The 20,254-nt window shown below is 72.4% G+C and carries 13 protein-coding genes, 1 pseudogene and 1 riboswitch; of the genes and pseudogenes, 11 read left to right on the top strand and 3 right to left on the bottom strand.

The features are described from left to right. Positions 1–9 precede the first annotated feature (9 nt). From ACZ7BZ_RS02250 to ACZ7BZ_RS02235, 4 genes are all read left to right on the top strand, one after another. Positions 10–1,812 (top strand): glycoside hydrolase family 36 protein, encoded by a 1,803-nt coding sequence (locus ACZ7BZ_RS02250; RefSeq protein ID WP_470356709.1) that lies wholly within the window; start codon positions 10–12, stop codon positions 1,810–1,812. A 52-nt stretch (positions 1,813–1,864) separates the two neighbouring features. Further along, complete coding sequence (locus ACZ7BZ_RS02245; protein WP_470356708.1) at positions 1,865–2,881, top strand: LacI family DNA-binding transcriptional regulator; 1,017 nt, start codon at positions 1,865–1,867, stop codon at positions 2,879–2,881. A 63-nt stretch (positions 2,882–2,944) separates the two neighbouring features. After that, positions 2,945–5,332 carry an RICIN domain-containing protein gene (locus ACZ7BZ_RS02240; RefSeq protein ID WP_470356707.1) on the top strand — a complete coding sequence of 796 codons (2,388 nt, stop codon included), beginning with the start codon at positions 2,945–2,947 and terminating at the stop codon, positions 5,330–5,332. Between the two features lie 107 nt (positions 5,333–5,439). After that, positions 5,440–6,105 (top strand): hypothetical protein, encoded by a 666-nt coding sequence (locus ACZ7BZ_RS02235; protein WP_470356706.1) that lies wholly within the window; start codon positions 5,440–5,442, stop codon positions 6,103–6,105. A gap of 290 nt (positions 6,106–6,395) precedes the next feature. On the opposite strand, the gene ACZ7BZ_RS02230 is transcribed toward ACZ7BZ_RS02235, so the two are convergent. Then, the gene (locus ACZ7BZ_RS02230) at positions 6,396–7,397 is read right to left on the bottom strand and encodes a LacI family DNA-binding transcriptional regulator (protein ID WP_470356705.1); all 1,002 of its coding nucleotides are present in this window, start codon (positions 7,395–7,397) and stop codon (positions 6,396–6,398) included. Between the two features lie 283 nt (positions 7,398–7,680). On the opposite strand from ACZ7BZ_RS02230, the gene ACZ7BZ_RS02225 reads away from it, so the two are divergent. The 7 genes from ACZ7BZ_RS02225 (at position 7,681) to ACZ7BZ_RS02195 (ending at position 17,127) form a co-directional block, all read left to right on the top strand. Beyond that, positions 7,681–8,967: an ABC transporter substrate-binding protein gene (locus ACZ7BZ_RS02225; RefSeq protein WP_470356704.1), complete on the top strand. Its 1,287-nt coding sequence runs from the start codon at positions 7,681–7,683 to the stop codon at positions 8,965–8,967. A gap of 4 nt (positions 8,968–8,971) precedes the next feature. Next, positions 8,972–9,934 carry a carbohydrate ABC transporter permease gene (locus ACZ7BZ_RS02220; RefSeq protein ID WP_470356703.1) on the top strand — a complete coding sequence of 321 codons (963 nt, stop codon included), beginning with the start codon at positions 8,972–8,974 and terminating at the stop codon, positions 9,932–9,934. Positions 9,935–9,974: 40 nt separating this feature from the next. Continuing rightward, positions 9,975–10,820 (top strand): carbohydrate ABC transporter permease, encoded by an 846-nt coding sequence (locus tag ACZ7BZ_RS02215; protein ID WP_380455903.1) that lies wholly within the window; start codon positions 9,975–9,977, stop codon positions 10,818–10,820. Continuing rightward, complete coding sequence (locus tag ACZ7BZ_RS02210) at positions 10,817–12,703, top strand: DUF5107 domain-containing protein (protein WP_470356702.1); 1,887 nt, start codon at positions 10,817–10,819, stop codon at positions 12,701–12,703. Before ACZ7BZ_RS02215 ends, ACZ7BZ_RS02210 begins: the two co-directional genes overlap by 4 nt. A 165-nt stretch (positions 12,704–12,868) precedes the next feature. Next, the gene (locus tag ACZ7BZ_RS02205; RefSeq protein ID WP_470356701.1) at positions 12,869–15,091 is read left to right on the top strand and encodes an RICIN domain-containing protein; all 2,223 of its coding nucleotides are present in this window, start codon (positions 12,869–12,871) and stop codon (positions 15,089–15,091) included. A gap of 177 nt (positions 15,092–15,268) precedes the next feature. Next, positions 15,269–15,399, top strand: a riboswitch (FMN riboswitch). Between the two features lie 247 nt (positions 15,400–15,646). After that, complete coding sequence (gene ribB / locus ACZ7BZ_RS02200; RefSeq protein WP_470356700.1) at positions 15,647–16,294, top strand: 3,4-dihydroxy-2-butanone-4-phosphate synthase; 648 nt, start codon at positions 15,647–15,649, stop codon at positions 16,292–16,294. A gap of 137 nt (positions 16,295–16,431) precedes the next feature. Continuing rightward, positions 16,432–17,127 (top strand): DnaJ-like cysteine-rich domain-containing protein, encoded by a 696-nt coding sequence (locus ACZ7BZ_RS02195; RefSeq protein ID WP_470356699.1) that lies wholly within the window; start codon positions 16,432–16,434, stop codon positions 17,125–17,127. 73 nt (positions 17,128–17,200) lie between these two features. On the opposite strand, the pseudogene ACZ7BZ_RS02190 reads toward ACZ7BZ_RS02195, so the two are convergent. Together ACZ7BZ_RS02190 and ACZ7BZ_RS02185 are read right to left on the bottom strand one after the other, a co-directional pair. Continuing rightward, positions 17,201–17,439, bottom strand: a pseudogene (locus ACZ7BZ_RS02190) (NUDIX hydrolase); the annotation flags it as partial. A gap of 54 nt (positions 17,440–17,493) precedes the next feature. Next, on the bottom strand, positions 17,494–20,046 hold the full coding sequence (locus ACZ7BZ_RS02185; RefSeq protein ID WP_470356698.1) for a collagenase: 2,553 nt from the start codon (positions 20,044–20,046) through the stop codon (positions 17,494–17,496). Positions 20,047–20,254: the final 208 nt, after the last annotated feature.

The following is a 20,254-nucleotide window of genomic DNA, read 5'->3' as shown; positions in this document are numbered from 1 at the left end:
AGGCCCCCCGTGGAAACCGGCACCCTCGACCCCGCCGCGCTGCCCACCTTCACCCCGGACCAGTGGGCCCGGAGCCCGCACGAACTCCGGCTGCACGGCGTGCGGATCACCGTGCACGCCCCCGGCGGCGCCGTCGAGCTGACCGCCCGGGACGGCTCCGAAGCCGTCGTCACGGCCTCCGCCGCCACGGAGGTGACGGTCCGTATGGACGTCCCGCTCGGCGACGCAGCGGGCTACTGGCACCCGAACGCCGGCTGGGAGCGCAGCCTGCCGGCCGACTGGTCACCGTGGCGCACGGTCTCCCTGGTCGACTCCGCCCCGGTCGGCTGTCTCTACGACACCGCTGGGCGCGCCGTGCTCGCCTTCGCCACCGACCGCACCGAGCAGGTGACGGCGCTGCGGTTCGGGGTCTCCGAGGAGCACAAGCGCTTCGGCGTCTGGCTGCGCTTCCCGCTTCCGGCCGGCCGGAGCCACCGGCTGCGGCTGGCCGCACCGGGCGGCACCTTCGCCGCCGCGCTGCGGGAGCTGCGCGACTGGTTCGCCGCCCTCCCCGGCGGGCGGCCCCTGCCCACCCCCGCGTTCGGCCGCACCCCCGTCTACTCCACCTGGTACGCCTTCACCCAGGACGTCGACGCCGCCGGCGTCGAGCGCGAGGCCGAACTCGCCGCCGCGATCGGCTGCGGCCAGCTCTTCCTGGACGACGGCTGGCAGCTGCACGCCAACGGCCGCGGCTACGCGGGCTGCGGCGACTGGCAGCCCGACCCGGAGAAGTTCCCCGACCTGCGCGGCCACGTCGCGACCGTCCGCGCCATGGGCCTGCACTACACCGCGTGGATCGCCCCGCTGCTGCTCGGCGAGCGCTCCGCGGCCCACCGGCAGTGGTCCCGCTTCGCCCCGCACCACAGCCACCGGCTCGACTGCCGGATCCTCGACCCCCGGCACGCCGAGGTCCGCGACCACGTCGTGCGCACCTGCCGGGAGGTCGTCGACGCCCACGGCCTGGACGGCCTGAAGATCGACTTCCTGGACGAGGCCGCCCACTACACCGGCACGCCGGCCCCCGCGAACCCGGGCCCCGGCTTCGTCCCCGACGTCGGCGAGGCGATGGCCCTGCTGCTGGGCCGGCTGCGCGAGGAACTGCACGGGCTGCGCGGCGACCGGTTCGTCATCGAGCTGCGCCAGTCCTACACCGGCCCGGCCATGACCGCGTACGGCAACCTGCTGCGCGCCAACGACTGCCCGGCCGACGCCCTGGCCAACCGGGTCCGGACGCTGGACATCGGCCTGCTCGCCCCCGGCGGAGCCGTCCACTCCGACATGCTGATGTGGGATCCCCAGGCGGCCCCGGAGGCCCTCGCCCGACAGGTCCACGGCGCCCTGTTCGCCGTCCCGCAGATCTCCGCCCGGCTCGCCGACCTCCCGGCGCCGCACCACGAGGCCCTCGCCTTCTGGCTGGCCACCTGGCGGCGCCTCAGCCCGGCCCTCACCGGCGGCCACTACGAGCCCGGCCGCCCCGACGAGCTCTACCCGCAGGTCAGCGCCCGCCACGGCGAGCAGTGGGTGATCGCCGACTACACCGGCCGGCCGGTCGCCCTGCCCGTCGAACCCTGGCGCAGCCTCACCCTGATCAACGCCTCCACCGCCGACCGGCTGCTGCTGGAGGTCGCGGAGGCGCCCCGCCGGATGCGGATCGAGGCCTACGACGCGGCGGGCCGGCCGCGGCCGCCCGTCGGCCTCGACCTCGCTCCCGGCCTGCACTCCCTCCCCGTTCCGCCCGGCGGCCTGTGCCGGTTCGAAGAGGACACCGAATGACATAGTTACCGCCGAGCCGAGAGCAAGCGAAGAGCAGGAGTTGGGGACCGCAATGGAGCACGAGAAGGTCGGGATCGTCGAGGTGGCCGAGCGCGCGGGGGTGAGCGTGGCAACCGTCAGCCGGGTCCTGAACCGCAAGACGGGCGTCTCGCAGAAGACCCGCCAGGCCGTCGAGCGGGTGCTGGAGGAGCTCGGGTACGAGCGCAGCATCACCGGCGGCGGCATCATCGGGGTGATCACACCCGGTCTGTCGATCCCGATCTTCGGCGTGCTGGCCGAGAAGATCGGCCTCGCCCTGGCCCCCCACGGCCTTCGCGCCGTCGTCTGCCCCGCCCTTCCGGGCGGCGTCCAGGAGCGGGACTTCCTCAAGTCGCTGCTGGACCTCGGCGCCAGCGGCATCGTGTTCTGCTCCGCCAGCAACACCCTCGACGCCGTCGACCCCGAACTGGTACCGCTGCTGGAGAGCCGGGCCGTCCCCTACGTGTGCATCAACGGCCGCTTCGAGGAGGGCAGTTCGGTCGCGTACTCGACCGACGACGGCTACGCCGCCGAGCTCTCCGTGCGCCACCTGCACCAGCTCGGCCACCGCCGGATCGGCATGGCCGCCGGGCCGGTCGGGAACCGCCCGGCCGACCGGCGGGTCGAGGGCTACCGCGCGGCGATGGCCGCCCTCGGGCTCGACACCGAGGGACTGATCGTGCGTCAGACCTACTCCGTCGAGGGCGGACAGTTCGCCGCCGAGCAACTGCTCGACCAGGGCGCCAGCGCGGTGATCGCCTGCAGCGACCAGATGGCCCTCGGGGCGATCCGCGCCGCCCGCCGCCAGGGCCTCGCCGTCCCCGGGGACGTCTCGGTGATCGGCTACGACGACGGCCCGCTGATGGAGTTCACCGACCCGCCGCTGACCACCGTGCGCCAGCCCGTCGACCGGCTGGCCGCCGAGGTCGCCCGCGGCCTGGTCGGCCTGCTGTCCGGGCGTCAAGTCCCGGTCGGCGAGCTGATGTTCCAACCCGAGGTCGTCGTGCGCGGCACGACCGGCCCCCACCACGACCGGCGGCCGCCCGCCTAGGGCTCCTGCGGCCGCCGGGCCGCCGGGGAGCACAAGCCCCCCCACACCGATGTCGGAGGACCCATGCCCCACCTCTCCAGCCGTCGCGTCCACGCCCACCTGGGCCTGGTGTCACTGGCCGCGAGCGCCCTCGGCCTCGTGCCAGCCACCGCGGCCCACGGCGCGACCGGCACGCCCGTCGTCCCCGGCAGCAGCTACGCCCTGGCCTCCGGCGCGACCGGCCAGTGCCTCGGCGGCCTGTGGGCCGCCACCGCCGACCGCACACCGGTCGTCCAGCAGCCCTGCCAGGGGCTGCTGGACCAGAGCTGGCAGCTCACCCCCGACGGCACCGGCGGCTACACCATCGCCAACCGCGCCGCCCACACCTGCCTGAACGTCCTGGGCGGAGCCACCACCCCCGGTACCCCGATCATCGAGTACGCCTGCAACGGCGGCGCCAACGAGCGGTTCACCCTCACTACCGCGCCCGACGGCGCCACCCTCCTCCACCCGCAGAACAACGCGCTCTGCCTCGACCTGCCGGGCGGCTCCCCGGCCCCCGGCCTCCGGCTCCAGCAGTACCCCTGCCACGGCGGCGCCAACCAGCGGTGGCTGCTCACCCGCACCGACCCGCTGACCTTCTCCGACCCCGGCTTCGAACCGGGCGCCGGCGGCTGGACGTTCACCGCCCACACCGGCACCGCCACGAACAACCCGCACAGCGGCTCCGGCCTGGCCTACCTCGACGCCGGCACCGGGTACCGGATCAGCCAGAGCATCACCGCGCCCCGGAACGGCAGTTACGACGTCAGCGCCTGGATCTCCGCCGGCGCCGCCGGCGGCACCCTCACCGTCCAGGTCAACGGCGGCACCGCCGGCTCGCTGACCCTCCCGGCCCAGACCACCTACGCCCTGTACACCGTGCCCCGCGTCCAGGTGCACGCCGGTGACACCGTCACCCTGGCGATCGGCTCCGCCCCCGGCGGCTGGATCAACGCGGACGACGTCACCGTCACGCCGTCCGCGCCCAACGACCCCCAGATCAGCTCCGCCAACCCGACGGTCACCGCGCTGTTCGAGTGGGCCAAGACCAAGGCCAACTCCTTCGCCACCCAGCCCGGCGCCACCGGCCCGATCAACGGCGACGCCACCCGGCAGGGCGTCTACTCCAACACCGTGTGGGCCGGCTACCCCTTCCGCCCGTACTACTACTCCCGGGACTTCGCCCACCAACTGGTCGGCGCGCACCTGCTCGGCCTCGACGCCGCCAACAAGACCATGCTGCGCTCCTTCGCCGCCTCGGCCACTGCCAGCCAGGGCTACGACCCGTACTGGTCCGTCAACTTCGACGCCAGGACACCCGGCGCGATCGACTACCACGGCCCCACCTCCTTCGTCCGCGAGCTGCCCGCCGCCTTCGAACTCGCCCAGAAGGTCAACGACGCCTACACCTGGACCGGCGACCCGGACTACCTCCACGACCCGGCCCTGTCCACGTTCGTCGCCAACACCGTCGGCCCGTACGTCAGCGGACACACCGGCCCGATCGACAACGGCGGCACTCCCGTCGCCCAGGCCACCAGCGGCGACATCTTCCAGGGCGTGGCCAGCTACAACGAGAACGGCGCCACCCTCGCCGAATCCGGCGACGCCATCGGCTCCCAGTACCAGGCCTACCTGGCCGCCGCCGCCCTGGCCGGCGCCGACGGCGACACCTCCCGTGCCAGCGCGTACACCGACGCCGCGGCGAAGCTGAAGCGCTACTACAACTCCACCTGGAGCGTCGACCCGGCCGACCCCGCCAAGGTGGTCCGCGCCTACGACGTCAACGGCATCGCCTACACGGACTGGGGCAAGGAGAACTCCTGGTTCATGCCGCTGAAGGACATCATGGACCCGGGCCCCCGCAGGGACGCCTACCTCGACTTCATCGACGCCCAGGCCTCCGGCCCTGGCGCACCCGGCAACCTCGAAGCGGACACCTACCTGCCCGACGTCTTCTTCGCCCACGACCGTGGCGCCACCGGCTGGAAGTGGATGCAGTACGTCTACGCCAACGTCAACGCCTCGCACGGCGGCTTCCTCAACGCCGACTACCCCGAGATCTCCTACACCCTCCTCGGCCAGACCGTCCAGGGCCTGCTGGGCGTCCAACCCGACGCCGGCGCCGACGCGCTCACCACCACCTCCCGGCTCCCGGAGGACATCGGCTGGCTCCAGCTCACCTCCATCCCGGTCGGCGGCCACACGGTGACCCTGCGCCACGACGGCACCACCGGCTCCACCCTCACCAACACCTCCACCGGCGGCAGCCTCAGCTGGACGGCCCGCTTCCCCGGCAGCCACGCCGGCATCACCGTCGACGGCACCGCCCGGCCCGTCCGCACCGTGACCGTCGACGGCACCACCTACACCTGCGCCACCGTCACCGTCGCCGCCGGACAGACCGCGGTCGTCCGGGTCACCGGCTGACCCGCTCCCCGGGCTCCGCCGCACGGCGGCACCGCCACCAGGTGACCAGCGCAGAGGCCAAACACGCCCTAGGCTCGATGGATGTTGACGGGCGAGGGAGTGACAGCGTGATCCAGGTACCGGTGCCGCCGTTGGGCGGCTACGAGTCCGGCCGGCTCTTCCACCGGCTGCTGCAGCTCTTCCTGCGCGACCTGAAGGAGGCCGGGCAGCCGGTCGGCCGGCATCAGTACCTGCTCGGTGCCGTGGTGCAGCTGCACGAGCCCGCCCCGGCCGAGGGCCGGGACGCCGGCCCGCGGCAGCCGCGCTGCGCGTGCTGCCGCACGCCCTACCCGTGCCGCACGGTGCTCGGTGTGGCGGTGAGCGCCGGCCTGCCGATCCCCTGGGGCTCCCCGGCCGCCGTGGTCCCCGCGCTGCGTGACGCAGGACTGGACCCCGGGCCCGGCGGCGAGGTCACGGCCGAGCAGGTGCAGTGGGCGCGGGGCTGGAGCGCGCGGCGGACGGCGCACGGGAGTTGGGAGATCGGCGTCCCGGTCGACCGGGGCGAGGTCGAGACCCTGTCCGTGCCGGACGACGCGGCGATGGCCCACTACCTGGCCTCGGCGGCGCTCGCCCTGGGCAGCCCGTTCCCGTACGGCTGGGCCGAGGACGCCGCCGAGGCAGCGGCGGTGCGGCCGGCGGCGCACCAGCAGGTGACGGACTGGCGGGAGCGGGTGCGGCTGCCCTACCTGGACGTGCACCGCGAGTACGGGGCGGCCGGCGACGGCGCGAGCTGAGGGCGGACCGCCGCCCCGTAGGGTCCCCCGGCCCCCGCAAGGGTCACGTCGGAAAGCTGCCAGCCGTCGGCCCGTGCGTCGTCATGGGCGTCCTGACGGTCGGCGTGCTCGTCATGCTGCTGCTGGTGCTGCCGCGGCCGCCCTGCTCGCCGGCGCCGCACTGCTGCTGCCCGTCAAGCGGTGGCCGGTCGGCGGTACCGGGGTTCGGCCGGGGCATTGGTCAACTGAGCTCTCCTGTTCGGGAGGCCGGGAGGCCGGGAGGACCGGTGTGCGTTCCGGGGCCCCGACCGTCACGGTGCGGCGGGCGGTGCCGTGCTGCCCCGGACGATCAGCTCCGGGCGCATCAGCTGCACCGAGTTGGCGGGTGTGCCGGTCTTGGTGAGGGCGCGCAGCAGCAGTTCGGTGGCCTGCCGCGCCATCTCCCGCTTGGGAATGGCCACCGTGGTGAGTGCCGGGTGGGTCAGCAGGACTTCGGAGATGTCCTGGCCGATCAGCGAGAGGTCGTGCGGCACCGAGCGGCCGGCCGCCCGGGCGGCTTCCAGGGCGCCGAGCGCGAGCACGTCGTGGGTGGCGAAGACGGCGGTCAGTCCGGGCTCCGCGGCGAGAGCCGCCTCGGCCGCGGCGAAGCCGCCCGCCGGGGTCGGCGCCGCGGCGTAGCGGACGGCGCCGTCGGGGACGGTGAGGCCGTCCGCGGCGAAGGCCCGGCGGAAGCCCGCCACTCGGGCGGTGTGGGCCGGGCTGGCCAGGACGGCGACCCGCTGGTGGCCGAGTTCGCGCAGGTGGCGGCCGGCCAGGTAGCCGGCCCGCTCGTAGTCGATGGTGACCACCGGGAAGCGGTCCGGTGCCTCGGTCTCCCAGGCGCAGAGCACCACCGGGTAGCGGGCGTCGGAGAGCAGCGGGAGGTGGCCCAGCAGGTCCTGGTCGCCGGCGATCAGCAGCGCGTCGACCGATCGGCTGGTCAGCCCGGCGAGATGGCGGCGGGCCCGTTCGCCGTCCAGCCGGGTGGTGCAGAGCAGCAGGTGGTAGCCGGCCTCCTCCAGGACGTCCTCGACCTCCTCGACCATCTCGCCGTAGAACGCGCCCGCCACGGTGGGGACGAAGAGTCCGATCGTCCTGGTACTGCCGGTGGCCAGGGAACGGGCCACCAGGTTGGGCGTGTAGCCGAGTTCCTCGATCGCCGCCCGCACCCGGGCGGCCGTCGTGGGGCGGACGGCGACCCGGCCGGTGATGACGTTGGAGACGGTCTGCTTGGTGACCCCCGCCCGCTCGGCCACGTCCTGCATCGTCACCATCGGCGTTCCCTCGTATTTGACCGGTTAAGACGAACAGCTCGCAAAGTAGTAACACGCCGTCACCCCGTCAAGCCATCGGTGTCCGATGGCTCCGGAAAACCGGAGATCAACCGTCAATGTGCCGACCCCGCCCCGGCTTTCTAGCGCCTCCCTCTTGTTTTAGCGGTCAAATCCGCACTACGGTTCCGACCCAGTCGACGGCCCCGGTATGACGCCCCCGGTGCGACGGGCCCCGCCGACGGCAACCCCCGCGCGGCTCCCGCGCCTCGGAGAGGACACACTCATGGGCAGAACGACGATGCCGACCAAGCGGGTGGCCGGTGCGGCCGTGGCGGCCGCGCTGGTGGCGGGCCTGACGGCCTGCGGCAGCGGCTCCGGCGGCGGGGGCGGCTTCACCTACTGGTCGATGTGGCGCGCCGACGAGCCGCAGGCGCAGGTGCTGAAGGGCGCGATCGCCGACTTCACCGCCGCCACCGGCATCAAGGTGACCGTCAACTGGACCGGTCGCGACATCGCCAAGAAGATCGGCCCGGCGATCGCCGCCAACCAGGCCCCCGACCTCTGGGACGAGTCCAACGACGTGGTCTACGGCTCGGTGGCCGCGGCCGGCCAGGCGCTGGACCTCTCCCCGGTGCTGTCCCAGCAGGTCCCCGGCGAGAACGTACCGGTCTCCGCCGTCGTCCCGGCCAAGTACCTCGACGTGCTGCCCAAGGACCCGTCCGGCCAGAACCACTACCTGATCCCGTACTACCTGGCCACCACCGGCATGTTCTACAACGCCGCCGACCCCGACCTCGCCGCCGCCATGCCGAGCGCCCCCGCCGACTGGGCCGGCCTGCTCAAGGTGTGCGACGCGCTCAAGGCCAAGGGCAGGGCCTGTCTCGCCTCCGAGGGCGAGGACCCGTGGACCAACGGCCTGTACTTCGACTACCTGCTGAACGCCGCCGGCGTCGACTTCGCCAAGCTCTCGGCGGACAAGTCCGGCGCCGGCTGGGACGCCCCGGCGGTGCTCACCGCCGCGCAGGACCTGGAGCAGCTGGTCAAGGGCGGTCACCTGATCCAGGGCTACGACGCCACCAAGTACCCGGCCCAGGAGACCAACTGGGCGAGCGGCAAGGCGGCCTTCTACATGGACGGCAGCTACGTCACCGGCGAGGTCGCCAAACAGGTCCCGGCGGGCTGGAAGTTCGGCTCGATCCTGCCGCCCGGCGCCAAGAGCCCGGACGTCTCGCTGTTCGGCTTCTCCGTCCCCAAGCGGGCCAAGAACGCCGGCGCCGCCGAGAAGTTCATCGCCTTCTTCCTGCAGAAGAAGCAGGTGGCCGGGATGGCCACCACCGCGCTCAACCTGACCCCGCGCACCGACGTCCCGGCCCCGGCGGGCCTGGAGGACGCCCAGAAGTCGCTCGACGCCCCGACCGTGCGGCTGCCGTACGACGGCGTGGCCGGCGATTGGTCGGCCAAGGTGTTCGAGCAGAACTTCCTGGACTTCTGGCACGGGGGGACGACCGCCGCCCAGTTCACCGCCAAGTGCAAGGCCGACCAGGTCGCGTACTGGAAGACCCAGGGCTGAGCCGGTGGCCACCACGATCCAGCCCCGCCCAAGGACGCCCGGCCTCCGGGCGGCCACCACCCGCCGCCCGCGCACCGCCGGGCCGCACGAACGTCAACAGCGCCGGATGTTCTGGCCGTTCACCGCGCCCGCCCTGCTCGTCTACGCGGTACTGTTCCTCGCCCCGGTCGGCTACGCGGCGTGGACCAGTCTCTACAAGTGGGACGGCATGGGCGCCATGCAGTGGCGCGGCCTGCAGAACTACCAACAGCTGTTCCAGGAACCGGTGTTCCGCACCTCCCTGGTCAACACCCTGGAGCTGATGGCCGTCGGCGGGGCGATCACCTTCCTGATCAGCTTCCTGCTGACCCTGGTCCTGCGGGAGATGAAGCGCCGGCTCTTCGCCCGGTCCGTGCTCTTCTTCCCCTCGCTGGTCAACGGCATGGTCTTCGGCATCGCGGCCGGTTTCCTGTTCTCCCCCTCCGGCCCGGTCAACCAGGCGCTGGAGTTCCTCGGGGTGACCACGCCGCCGAAGTGGCTGTCGACCACCAACCTGTTCCCGATGGTCCTCGGCACGGTGATCTGGACGGCCACCGGCTACTACACCTCGATCATCATGGCCGCCGTCGACCAGATCCCCGACTACCTGTACGAGGCCGCCGAACTCGACGGCGCCAACGCCTTCCAGCGCTTCCGCCACGTCACCCTGCCCTGCGCCTGGGACGTCATCTCGGTCTGCGCGGTGCTCTGGACGGTCAGCTCGGTGAAGATCTTCGAGCTAATCCTGCTCTTCGGCGGCAGCAGCAACCGCTTTCCCCCGGTGGACAGCTGGAACACCGCCATGTACGTGTACGCCGAGGCGTTCCCCCGGGCGACCATCCCCCGGCTGGGCGTCGCCACGGCCGCCGCCGTGGTCACCCTGCTGATGGTCACCGTGGTGACGGTCGTGCTCCGCCGGGTGCTGCGCCGCGAACCGATCGAGTACTGAGCCGATGGCCCTCCCACCAATCCTACGAAAGGCCACTCCCGTGCCCGGCACACGCCGATCGGCGGGGCCGGCGGTCCGGATCGGCACGGCGGTCGTGTGGACCGTCGTCGCCGCCAACCTGCTGCTGCTCCTGTGGATCCTCCTCACCTCGCTGCGCGACGGCCCCGACATCCTCAAGCACAACTTCGCCCTGCCGGACGCCCTGCGATTCGGCAACTACACCACCGCACTGGACGAGGGCGGCTTCGCCCAGGCCGCCGTCAACAGCGTGCTCGTCGCCGTCTGCTCCTCGCTGGCGGCCATCGCCCTCGCCGCGCCCTGCGCCTACGCGCTGGCCCGGCGCCGCTCGCGCACCTCGTCCTCGCTGTCCCTGCTCTTCGCCCTCGGCCTGGGCGTGCCCGGCCAGGTGCTGGTGGTGCCGCTGTTCGTCGGCCTGGCCGAGGTCGACCTCACCGACAGCGACCTCGGCCTCGGGCTGGTCTACGTCGGCCTGGCCATGCCCTTCACCGTCTTCCTGCTGACCGGCTTCTTCTCCGGCATCCCCCGCGTCCTGGAGGAGGCCGCCGTCCTGGACGGCGCCGGACCGCTGCGCACCTTCCTCCAGGTGGTCCTGCCGGTCGCCCGCGGCGGGCTGATCACCGCGTTCCTGCTGCAGTTCATCACCGGCTGGAACGAGACGCTCTTCGCGATCGTGCTGACGAACAGCCAGAGCAAGGTCACCCTCCCGGTGGCCCTCGCCGAGTTCGTCGCCTCGCAGCAGTTCAACGGGCTGGACTACGGCACCACCTTCGCCGGAGTCTGCATCATCCTCGCCCCGATGATCGCGCTGTTCTCCTGGATGGGGACGCGGATCATCCAGGGCATGACGGTTGGGATCGGAAGATGACCTCCACGCTGCGCCAGGACCTGCTGCGGATCGAAGGCACGGCCGATCCGGCCGCCGGGGTGCTGCCGATCCTGCACGGCCTGTCCTCGTACACCGCCGACGGGGTCGGGGTGGACGAGGAGATGCGCCGGAACCTGGCCTACGGCGCCCCGCCCTCGCTGCTGCCGTACACCCGGCAGGGCGACTACGACCGGAACCGCGCCGGGCGTGAACTGCCGTGCGTGGTACTGGAGAACGAGCAGCTGACGGCGGTCTTCCTGCCCTCGCTCGGCGGCCGGATGTGGTCGCTGGTGCACCGGCCCAGCGGCCGGGAGCTGCTGCACCGCAACCCCGTCCTCCAGCCCGCCAACCTGGCGCTGCGCGACGCCTGGCTGGCCGGCGGGGTGGAGTGGAACCTCGGCACCACCGGGCACTGGCCGCTCACCTGCGAACCGCTGCACGCCGCACGCCTTGCCACGCCGGACGGCACCCCGGTGCTGCGGATGTACGCCTTCGAGCGGCTGCGGCGCGTCGTCCTGCGGCTGGACACCTGGCTGCCCGCCGGATCGCCGGTGCTCTTCGTCCACGTCGAACTGCACAACCCCGCCCCACACGCCACCCCGGTCTACTGGTGGTCCAACATCGCCGTCCCGCAGGACGCCGGCACCCGGGTGATCGGCCCGGCGGACCACGCCTTCCACTGCGACTACGTCAGCGACCTCACGCGGGTGGACTTCCCGCACCTGGACGGCACCGACCGCAGCTACCCCGGCCGGGTCACCCGCGCCGCCGACTACTTCCTCGACCTGCCGGCCGGCGAACGCCGCTGGATCGCCGCGCTGGACGCCCACGGCGCCGGCCTCGTCCAGGCCTCCACCGAGCGGCTGCGCGGGCGCAAGCTGTTCTGCTGGGGCACATCGACCGGTGGCCGCCACTGGCAGGAGTGGCTCTCCGGCCCGGACGCGGCCTACCTGGAGATCCAGGCCGGACTGGCCCGCACCCAGCTGGAACACCTGCCGATGCCCGGCGGCGCGACCTGGTCCTGGACCGAGGCGTACGGGCTGCTCGAAGCCGACCCGGCCGCCGTGCACGGGAGTTGGGAGCGGGCCCGGCAGAGCGCCGGGGAGGCACTGGCCCGACTGCTCCCGCCGGCCGGACTGGACGCCGCCCACCAGCTCGCCGCCGACTTCGGGGAGCCCGTCGAGCCGCTGGCCGAGGGCTCCGGCTGGGCCGCCCTGGAGATCGAGGCGGGGTGCCTGCCGCCGTCGGAGCTGCTGCCCTTCGGCACCCCGGGAGTCGAACAGGAACCCTGGCGGCGGCTGCTCACCACCGGAACCCTGCCGGTCAGCGACCCGCCCGCCGCCCCGGTCACCGGCGCCCACTGGCGCGCCCGGCTGGAGCGGCACGCCGAGGACTGGCACGCCCGGTACCAGCTCGGCCTGCTGCGTCTGGCCGACGGCGAACCCGGCTCCGCCCGGGAGGCGTTCACCCGCTCCCTCGACGAGCAGCGCACGCCCTGGGCGCTGCGCGCCCTGGCCTTCCTCACCGCCGATCCGCAGGAAGCCGCCGACCTGATGGCCGAGGCGCACCGACTCCGGCCGCAGCTGCGGGAGTTGACCATCGAGGTGCTGGCCGCCTTGCTCGCCGCCGACCGCGCCCACCAGGCCCTCTCCCTGATCGAGGCCCTGCCCGAGGCGGTCCGCGCCCACGGCCGGATCCGGCTGGCCGAGGCCACCGCCGCCCACGCCCTCGGCGACGACGACCGGGTGCGCCGGCTGCTGGCCGAGGGGATCCGGGTCGACAACATGCGCGAGGGCGAGGTCTCCCTGGACACCCTCTGGCTCGCCGTCCACCCCGGCCGACCGGTGCCTCCGCGCTACGACTTCCGGATGGCGGACGGCTGAGACCGACCGGCACATGGTGAGTGGCACGCCGCTCACCATGTGCCGGTCGGTCCGAACCCACGAGCTGGTCGGGGCCCCCACCCCGACCCTCCGGCGCCGGCCCACGGCACCGGTACCCCCGGGGCCCGCCCCCACGGCGGGGCCCCGAGACGAGAAGGAGTCACTGTGTCAGCTCCTCGACGAAAACTGCTCGGCGCCGTAGCCGCCCTGAGCATGACCCTGGTCGGCGGTACCGCCCTCCAGGCGTCGGCGGCGCCCGCGAAGCACGCACCGGCCGCGCCCGCGTACACCGTCACCATCGGCTCCACCGGGCCCTACAACTACGCCGACGACACCCCCGCCGCCCCGTACCTCGACAAGGACGGCACCTTCCACTTCCAGGAGTCCCACTCCCTCTACGGCGCCACCGACTCCCGCCAGTGGAACTTCTTCACCGGCCGCGACTTCGAGACCGCCACCCCGGACTCCGGGCTCAACAACGCCGTGAACCCCGCCAACACCGCCGACCGGAACGACGACACCACCTGGCGCTGCAACCACAGCCCCACCGGTGTCAACGCCACGTCCGCGCCCGCCGGTTCGGGCTACTCCCAGCCGAACTACTGCGACCTGGTCGGGGTCTGGGTCGACCCGGACACCGGGGACTGGCGCGGCCTGGTGCACAACGAGTTCACCCCGCAGCCGTTCGGCGACGGCCTGCACTACGACGCCATCGACACCGCCGTCTCCCACGACCAGGGCCACACCTGGACCATCTCCGGCCACGCCATCACCTCCCCCTACAGCACCACCCGGGGCGACAACTCGGCCTTCCCCCAGCAGACCTACGACTACGGCGACGGCGACCAGCGGCTGTTCGTCGACACCGCCTCCGGCTACTTCTACGTCTTCTACGGCTCGCGGATCGTCCCCAAGGCGGGCGTCGGCGGCGGCAACGGCGGTCTGGCGCACGTCGCCCGCGCCCCGATCTCCGGCAAGATGGCGGCCGGCACCTGGCAGAAGTGGTACGACGGCGCCTGGACCCAGCCCGGCACGGGCGGTCTGGAGAGCAACATGGTCCCGGCGACCGAGGCCGCCCCGAGCGGCTACACCCCGGTCGCCCAGGACTACCGCCCCGCCAACACCGGCAGCGTCGACCAGCAGGTCGCGGCCGGGGTGCTGCCCGCCAAGTCGCCGCTGTTCATCATGAACGTCTCCTACGACGCCTACCCCGGCCTGTACATCGGCGAGCCCGAGGTGGTCTCCGGCACCGCGCCGCAGCAGTTCTACGTCACCGACGACCTCGCCACCCAGCAGTGGCACCTGGCCGGCGACTCCGGCAGCTACACCTCCGGCTCCTGGTACCGCTGGATGCTGGACAGCGCCAACCTCACCAGCACCACCATCATCGGCAAGAGCTTCCGCTCCTACTGCTCCATCGCATGCGCCAAGTCCGACGGCGAGTACGCCAACGTCACCGTCGACTCCTCCGCCCCCGCCGCCTCCCCCTTCGACCCGACCAGGACCTACCGCATCGCCAGCGGCGACGGCCGGATCCTCACCCAGGCCGCGAGCGGCCCCGCCACCGCCTCCACCGCCGCTCCCACCGGCTCCGCCCGGGAGACCTGGAGCTTCACCGGCAACGGCGACGGCTCCTACCGGATCACCAACGCCGCCAGCGGAGCACTGCTCGGCGTCGACGCCACCGGCACGGCGGGCCGCGCCTGGGGCGCCGAGCCCACCGTCACCGCCCCCGCCGGCGGCACCGCCGCCGTCGGCCAGCAGTGGTTCATCCTCCGCGACGCCACGGGGACCGGCGGCCACCGCCTGGTCAACCGGTACAGCGGCCTGGTCCTCGGCCTGACCGCCGGCAACGGCGGCACCGCCGAGACCACCGCCCCGCGCAACTGGACCGACACCACTGGCAGCACCGTCGGCGGCGGCCGCACCGCCACCCAGCAGACCCTCACCATGACCGCCGTCGGCACCGCCCCCGGCAACCTCGACGGCACCCACACCCTGACCGCCGAGGGCACGGCCCTCGACGACCCCGGCCACAGCACCACCGCCGGCACCCGGCTGATCACCTGGGCCCCCAATGGCGGCGCCAACCAGAACTGGCAGTTCACCCAACAGCCCGACGGCTCCTACCAGCTCGTCAACGCCGAGTCCCGGCTCTGCGCCGACGACGACGGCGGCGCCACCGCCCCCGGCACCACCGTCATCCAGTGGACCTGCACCGGCGGCGACAACCAGCACTGGAGCGCCGGCCGCCGCGCCGACGGCACGTACACCCTCACCAACGTCCACAGCGGCCTGCTGCTCACCACCGCCTCCACCACCGACGGCGCCCCGGTGACCCAGCAGCCGGACAGCGGTTCGGCGCTCCAGCACTGGACCCTCAAGTGACTTACTGACCAGAGCCGTTCAACGACCGGCCGCCCTCGGCGGAACCGCCGCGCTGCGGGCCGAGCACCCCCGGGTGCTCGGCCCGCTCGACCGCCGCGGCGCCGGCCCGATCCCCTTCGACGTGTCATGAACCACCTCCACGGACCGCGGAGGATGTGTCATGATCCTCCCGAGTGTTCGCGCGCTCCGGGGTCGGTGCAATTCCGAACCGGCGGTGAAAGTCCGCGACCCAGCCGAAGCCATCGGCTGGTTGACCTGGTGGAACTCCAGGACCGACGGTGAAAGTCCGGATGAAAGGTAGTGCGCGGCGACACGTCGTCCGCCCGGGCGGGGGTCAACTCCCGTGCCCGCTGAGCGGCTTGGTGCTCGCTTTCCCCGGAACGGCGTCTGTGCACGGGGGCGGGGCGCCAACTCGTCATCCTCCCGCGCACCGGCGCCGTCCATTGCGGAAGGCCGCGTGCGTCGTCACGCGTCCTTCCGGATGGCCGCGTTCTCTCGCAGATCAGCGAACCCCACGGCCCCATCGGCCCGGGGTTCCCGACCAGGAGAGAGCAGATGGCAACCACATTTCCGACCCCCACCGACCGCCTGCACCACGTGGAACAGGCGATCGAGGCCTTTCGCCGCGGCGCCTTCGTGATCGTCTTCGATGACGAGTCCCGCGAGAACGAGGGCGACCTCATGGTGGCGGCCGAGTACACCGACGAGGCCGCGATGCGGTACATGCTGGACCACTCCTCCGGCGTGGTCTGCGCGGCACTGCCGTACGAGCGGTGCGAGGAACTCGGTCTGCCGCAGATGACGGCCGACAACTCCGGTCTGCACGGCACGGCCTTCACCGTCTCGGTGGACCTGATCGCCGGCGGCACCACCGGCATCCCGGTCGACGAGCGGGCCCGCACCACCCAGGCGTTGGCCGACCCGACCACCGGGCCGGACGACCTCGGACGCCCCGGCCACGTCTTCCCAGTGCGGGCGGCCCGTGGCGGCGTGCTGGAGCGGGACGGGCACACCGAAGCCGCGGTGGACCTGTCCCGCCTGGCCGGACTGTCCGGAGTGACCTCCATGTGCGAGGTCGTCCGGCCGGACTGGAGCATGGCCCGCCTCGGTGACCTGCGGGCCCTCGCCGAACGCGACGGACTGGTGCTGATCTCGGTGGGCGACCTGCGGGCCTACCGGCAGGCCACCGAGCCCACCGCCTGACGCAGCGGGTAGCAGTGCCCCCTGTACAGGGTGGTCGGGCCACGGCGCCGCGGCCCGACCACCCGGCCGACGGCCGTGAGACCGGTCACGGCCGCGGGAGTCGGCCCTGTGGTACGTTCCCGCACCAGGGGGCTGACATGGATGAGACATCGGAAGCGCGTGCCGAACTGGACCGGTTGAGGCACTCGCTGCGCGAGCAACTGGTCACGCTGCTCAGGCATTTGACCATTCGCGTGCACCTCCGCCAGCTGTCCCTCGACGAACCGGAGGTAGCCGGCCGGCACGAGCCGCCGCTCCACCACTACGCGACGTGGTACCAGGGCAATCGTCCGAAGACCTCCACCGCCGCCGAGACGGCCTCCCGTGCGACCTACCTCCTCCGCGCCGCCGGTTGGGACGTCACGGCGTCACAGGAGGATGACGACGGGAGACTCTGGACGGTGCTCGTCGCTCACCGGGACGGCAACGAGATCCGCATCCTGACCAGCGACGACACACCCGCCGTGGTGTTCCGCGCGCAGACGCCGGCACTGGACCTGTCCGCCCCGCAACCGGTCCGGCAGCCGGAACCGGAACAGGAGCCGGAACTGGTGCGGACGCCGAAGACCCTCACACCTGGCTACGTCCTCTGCTACGAGTGCGACGGCCTCGGCTGGTGCCCCGACTGCGGTGGCCGCGGCTGGGTGCTCGACCGGACCGGGCGAAAGGGCCGATGCCATGAGTGCCGCACGACGAAGGTCTGCGCCATCTGCCGGGGCGGGGGCGAGCTGAGCGTCTTCGGCCTGTCGCCGTACCAACGCGGCTACTACCCGGAACTGGACGTCACCGACTGACCCGACGTGCTCGCGGGCCTGCTGACGGCCCGCGAGCACGACCTCGACCGGGCGGCCGCCCACGACGGTGGGCTCAGTGCCGGATCAGGCCGCCGACCGGGACGGGGCGACGTGGCCGGTGGCCGGGAGGGTCCGCGCCAGGGCCAGTCCGATGTCGACCAGGAATGACCGGCGCAGTCGGGCGACGTCGGCGATCGGGGTCCAGACCGACCCGGCCACCGCGCCGTTCGGCTCGGGCCGGAGCCGGCCACCGACGATGCGGACCCGGTAGAAGATGCCGACGTTCTGGTGCTCCGGGCCGCCGGGGACGGCCGGGCGGCGGCCCGGAGCCGGTGCTCCGGGCCGCCGCCGTCGTGCGGGTCGGGATCAGTACTGGGTGGTGACGGTGACGCCGCTGAAGTCGGTCTGGGCGTAGAGGCTGATGTAGCGGTAGCCGGCCGTGGTGTTGGTGACGGTCAGGCTCTGGCTGGTGGTGCCGTTGGTGGTGGAGCCGGTGGTGTAGGCACTCGGGGTGGCCCAGGTGTCGGGGTTGTAGAGCAGGTAGGCGGTACCGGTGCCACCGGAGCTGGAAACCTTGAGGGTGGTGGTACCGGCCGGCAGGTAGATGTAGTAGTAGTCCAGGTTGCCGGCGGTCGCGGACTGGCCGGTGCGGGAGCAGTTCTTGTCCAGCACGCGGGCGTCGGCGGCGGTGCAGCCGGTGAGGCTGCCGACCGTGACGGACTGGCTGATGGTGTTGGTCTTGCCGTTGCCGTCGGTCACCGTGAGGCTGACGGTGTAGCTGCCGGCCGCGGTGTAGCTGTGCGCGGGGCTCTGGCTGGTGGAGGTGGCGCCGTCACCGAAGTTCCAGGCCCAGGAGGCGATGGAGCCGCCGGACTCGGTCGACTGGTCGGTGAACTGGACGTTCAGGCCGGACGGGGCGGCGGTGAAGGCGGCGGTCGGGGTACCGCCCACCACGCAGGCGCCGGCGGCGCAGGCGTCCAGCCAGGTGTTGAACTCGGCGTCGTACGCGGTACCGATCGCGTTGTAGACCGCCTGGCCACCGGTGTAGTCGCCGGTGCGGAAGTGGCCCAGCATGTTCGGGATGACGTCCGGGTGCTTCTCGACCATGAAGCGGACGGCCAGGTAGCCCCACGGGTAGGTGCGGGTGGTGTCGCTGTTGTCGTAGGTGTTCTGGAACAGCGTGCTGAGCGCGTAGGTGTGCTTGGGCGCCTCGGCCAGCGCGCCGGTGTCGGTGACGTTCCGGTAGCTGTAGGAGACGTACTCGGCGACGCCCTCGATCCACCAGACGTCCGGTACGGAGATCTGCTGGGTGAAGTCGCCCTTCATGTCGAGGCGACCGTCGAGGGCGTGGGTGTACTCGTGGTTGAGGTTCCAGACGCCCGCGGTGAAGCCGTCGTCGCCGTTCTGGTAGGTCACCGAGATCGGCTTGTTGTCGGGGGCGGTCGGGTCGCCGATCAGGGTCATGCCGCCGTTGTTGGTGCTGATGCCGTAGATGCCGCCCGCGTAGGTCTGGTAGTCCTTCGGGGAGGCGAACACCACCATCTGCAGCGAGTCCTCGTACTGGCCGGCGATCGGACCGTTGTCCTTGACCAGGTTGTGGAAGAACGGGTCCTGGTTCTGCAGGCTGGCGCAGACGGCGGCGAGGTCGGCGGCGGTGAGGCTCTGCGCCAGGATGCTGTGGGTGGCGTCGCAGGTGTGACTGACCGGCAGGGCCGCGGCCTTGAGCTGGTCCGGCAGGTTGCAGACGCCGTAGTCCGAGCAGTTCGCCTTGTCGTAGAAGGCGGCCATGCCCGCCACACCGACCCAGAGCGGCGCGGTGGGGCCGGTGATCGACGAGATGCCCATCAGGCCCTTGATCAGCGGCCGGACGGTGTTGACCAGCGCCGGGTGCTCCATGAAGCGGGCCGTCTCCAGACCGGCGTTGGACGCCAGGAAGGAGTTGGTGCCGCCGAGCATGTCCTTGTGGTTGAGCGCGAAGCTGTCGAGGGTGTTGATGATGCTCGGGTCGGCGGTGACGGCCGCGACGTAGTCGGCGTTCTGGTGGCCGCGGAAGACCGGGGTGTACACGCTGTTCGCGAAGTTCACCATGTACCAGGACGAGTCCCACGAGCTGTTGTACGCGTTCAGCACCCGCTGGTAGGTGCCGAGGTAGTGGGCCTGGAGGTTGGCGCTGTCGGAGAGGATCATCGCCTGGCCGGCGACCTGGCCGTTGCCCTCGTTGACGTCCAGGAAGTGCGGGCTCGCCACCAGGGTGTCGAGCGCGGACCGCACGGCGCCGGTGAGCGTCGCGTCGTAGGCGCCGACGTCGTCCGGGTGGTAGTACTGCACGAAGTAGCCGGCCTGGAGGAAGTAGACCAACTGGTAGATACCGGTGGAGTTGTCGCCGGTGTACGAGGCGGCGGCGGCCCTCAGGCCGTCGGCCACCGCGAGCATCTGGCTCTGCTGGAACACCCCGCGGGCGTCGCCGCCGGTGAGGTGGAAGAGCGAGCTGACGCAGTCGACGGTCGAGCCCTGGAGGTAGCTCACCAGGTCGGCGCCGCTGCGGCCGCTGAAGTCGGCCGGGGTGCAGGAGGTTTGGGCCGCACCGGCCGCGTGCCCGCCGGCGACGGCGGCCCCCTTGGCCGGAGCCTTGGCGAGCTTGGGCGTCGGGGCCTGCGGTGCGGCCGACTGCGGTGAGCGGGGCGGGAGTTGCGCGGGTGCGAGGCGGCCCGCCTGGGTCTCGGCGTGGGTGTCGAGGCCGAAGGCGGCGCCGGTGGGGGCTATGCCCTGGGGATGCGCGGCTTGCGGGGCCCGGCTCACCTGCTGGCCGGCCTGCGCCGTGGGGGCGGCGAAGCTCGGGGCGGCGGCGAGGCCGGTGATGGCGGTGCTGGCGGCGGCGAGCACGGCCAGTGCCCGGGGTAGCCGGAATAGGTGACGCATCGTCACTCCTTGCTGGGGGGCGTGGGGGTGAGCCTCTGGCGTGTTTGCCGCGGAGGCGTCGCCTGGCACCGTGCCACGGACGACCCGTCACAATCAATAGGGTGTGACATGTCACTTTGGTTCGTGCATCCGCTCTTCGGGCACGAAACACGGCAGGGCTGCCGACGGCCGCCCGTCCGCCTCCATCCGCCCCTCTATGCACCCCTGC

This window comes from Kitasatospora sp. NPDC036934 (genome assembly GCF_055608425.1).
The sequence above is the reverse complement of the archived record's forward strand: the minus strand, read 5'-3'. Positions and strand labels throughout refer to the sequence as shown.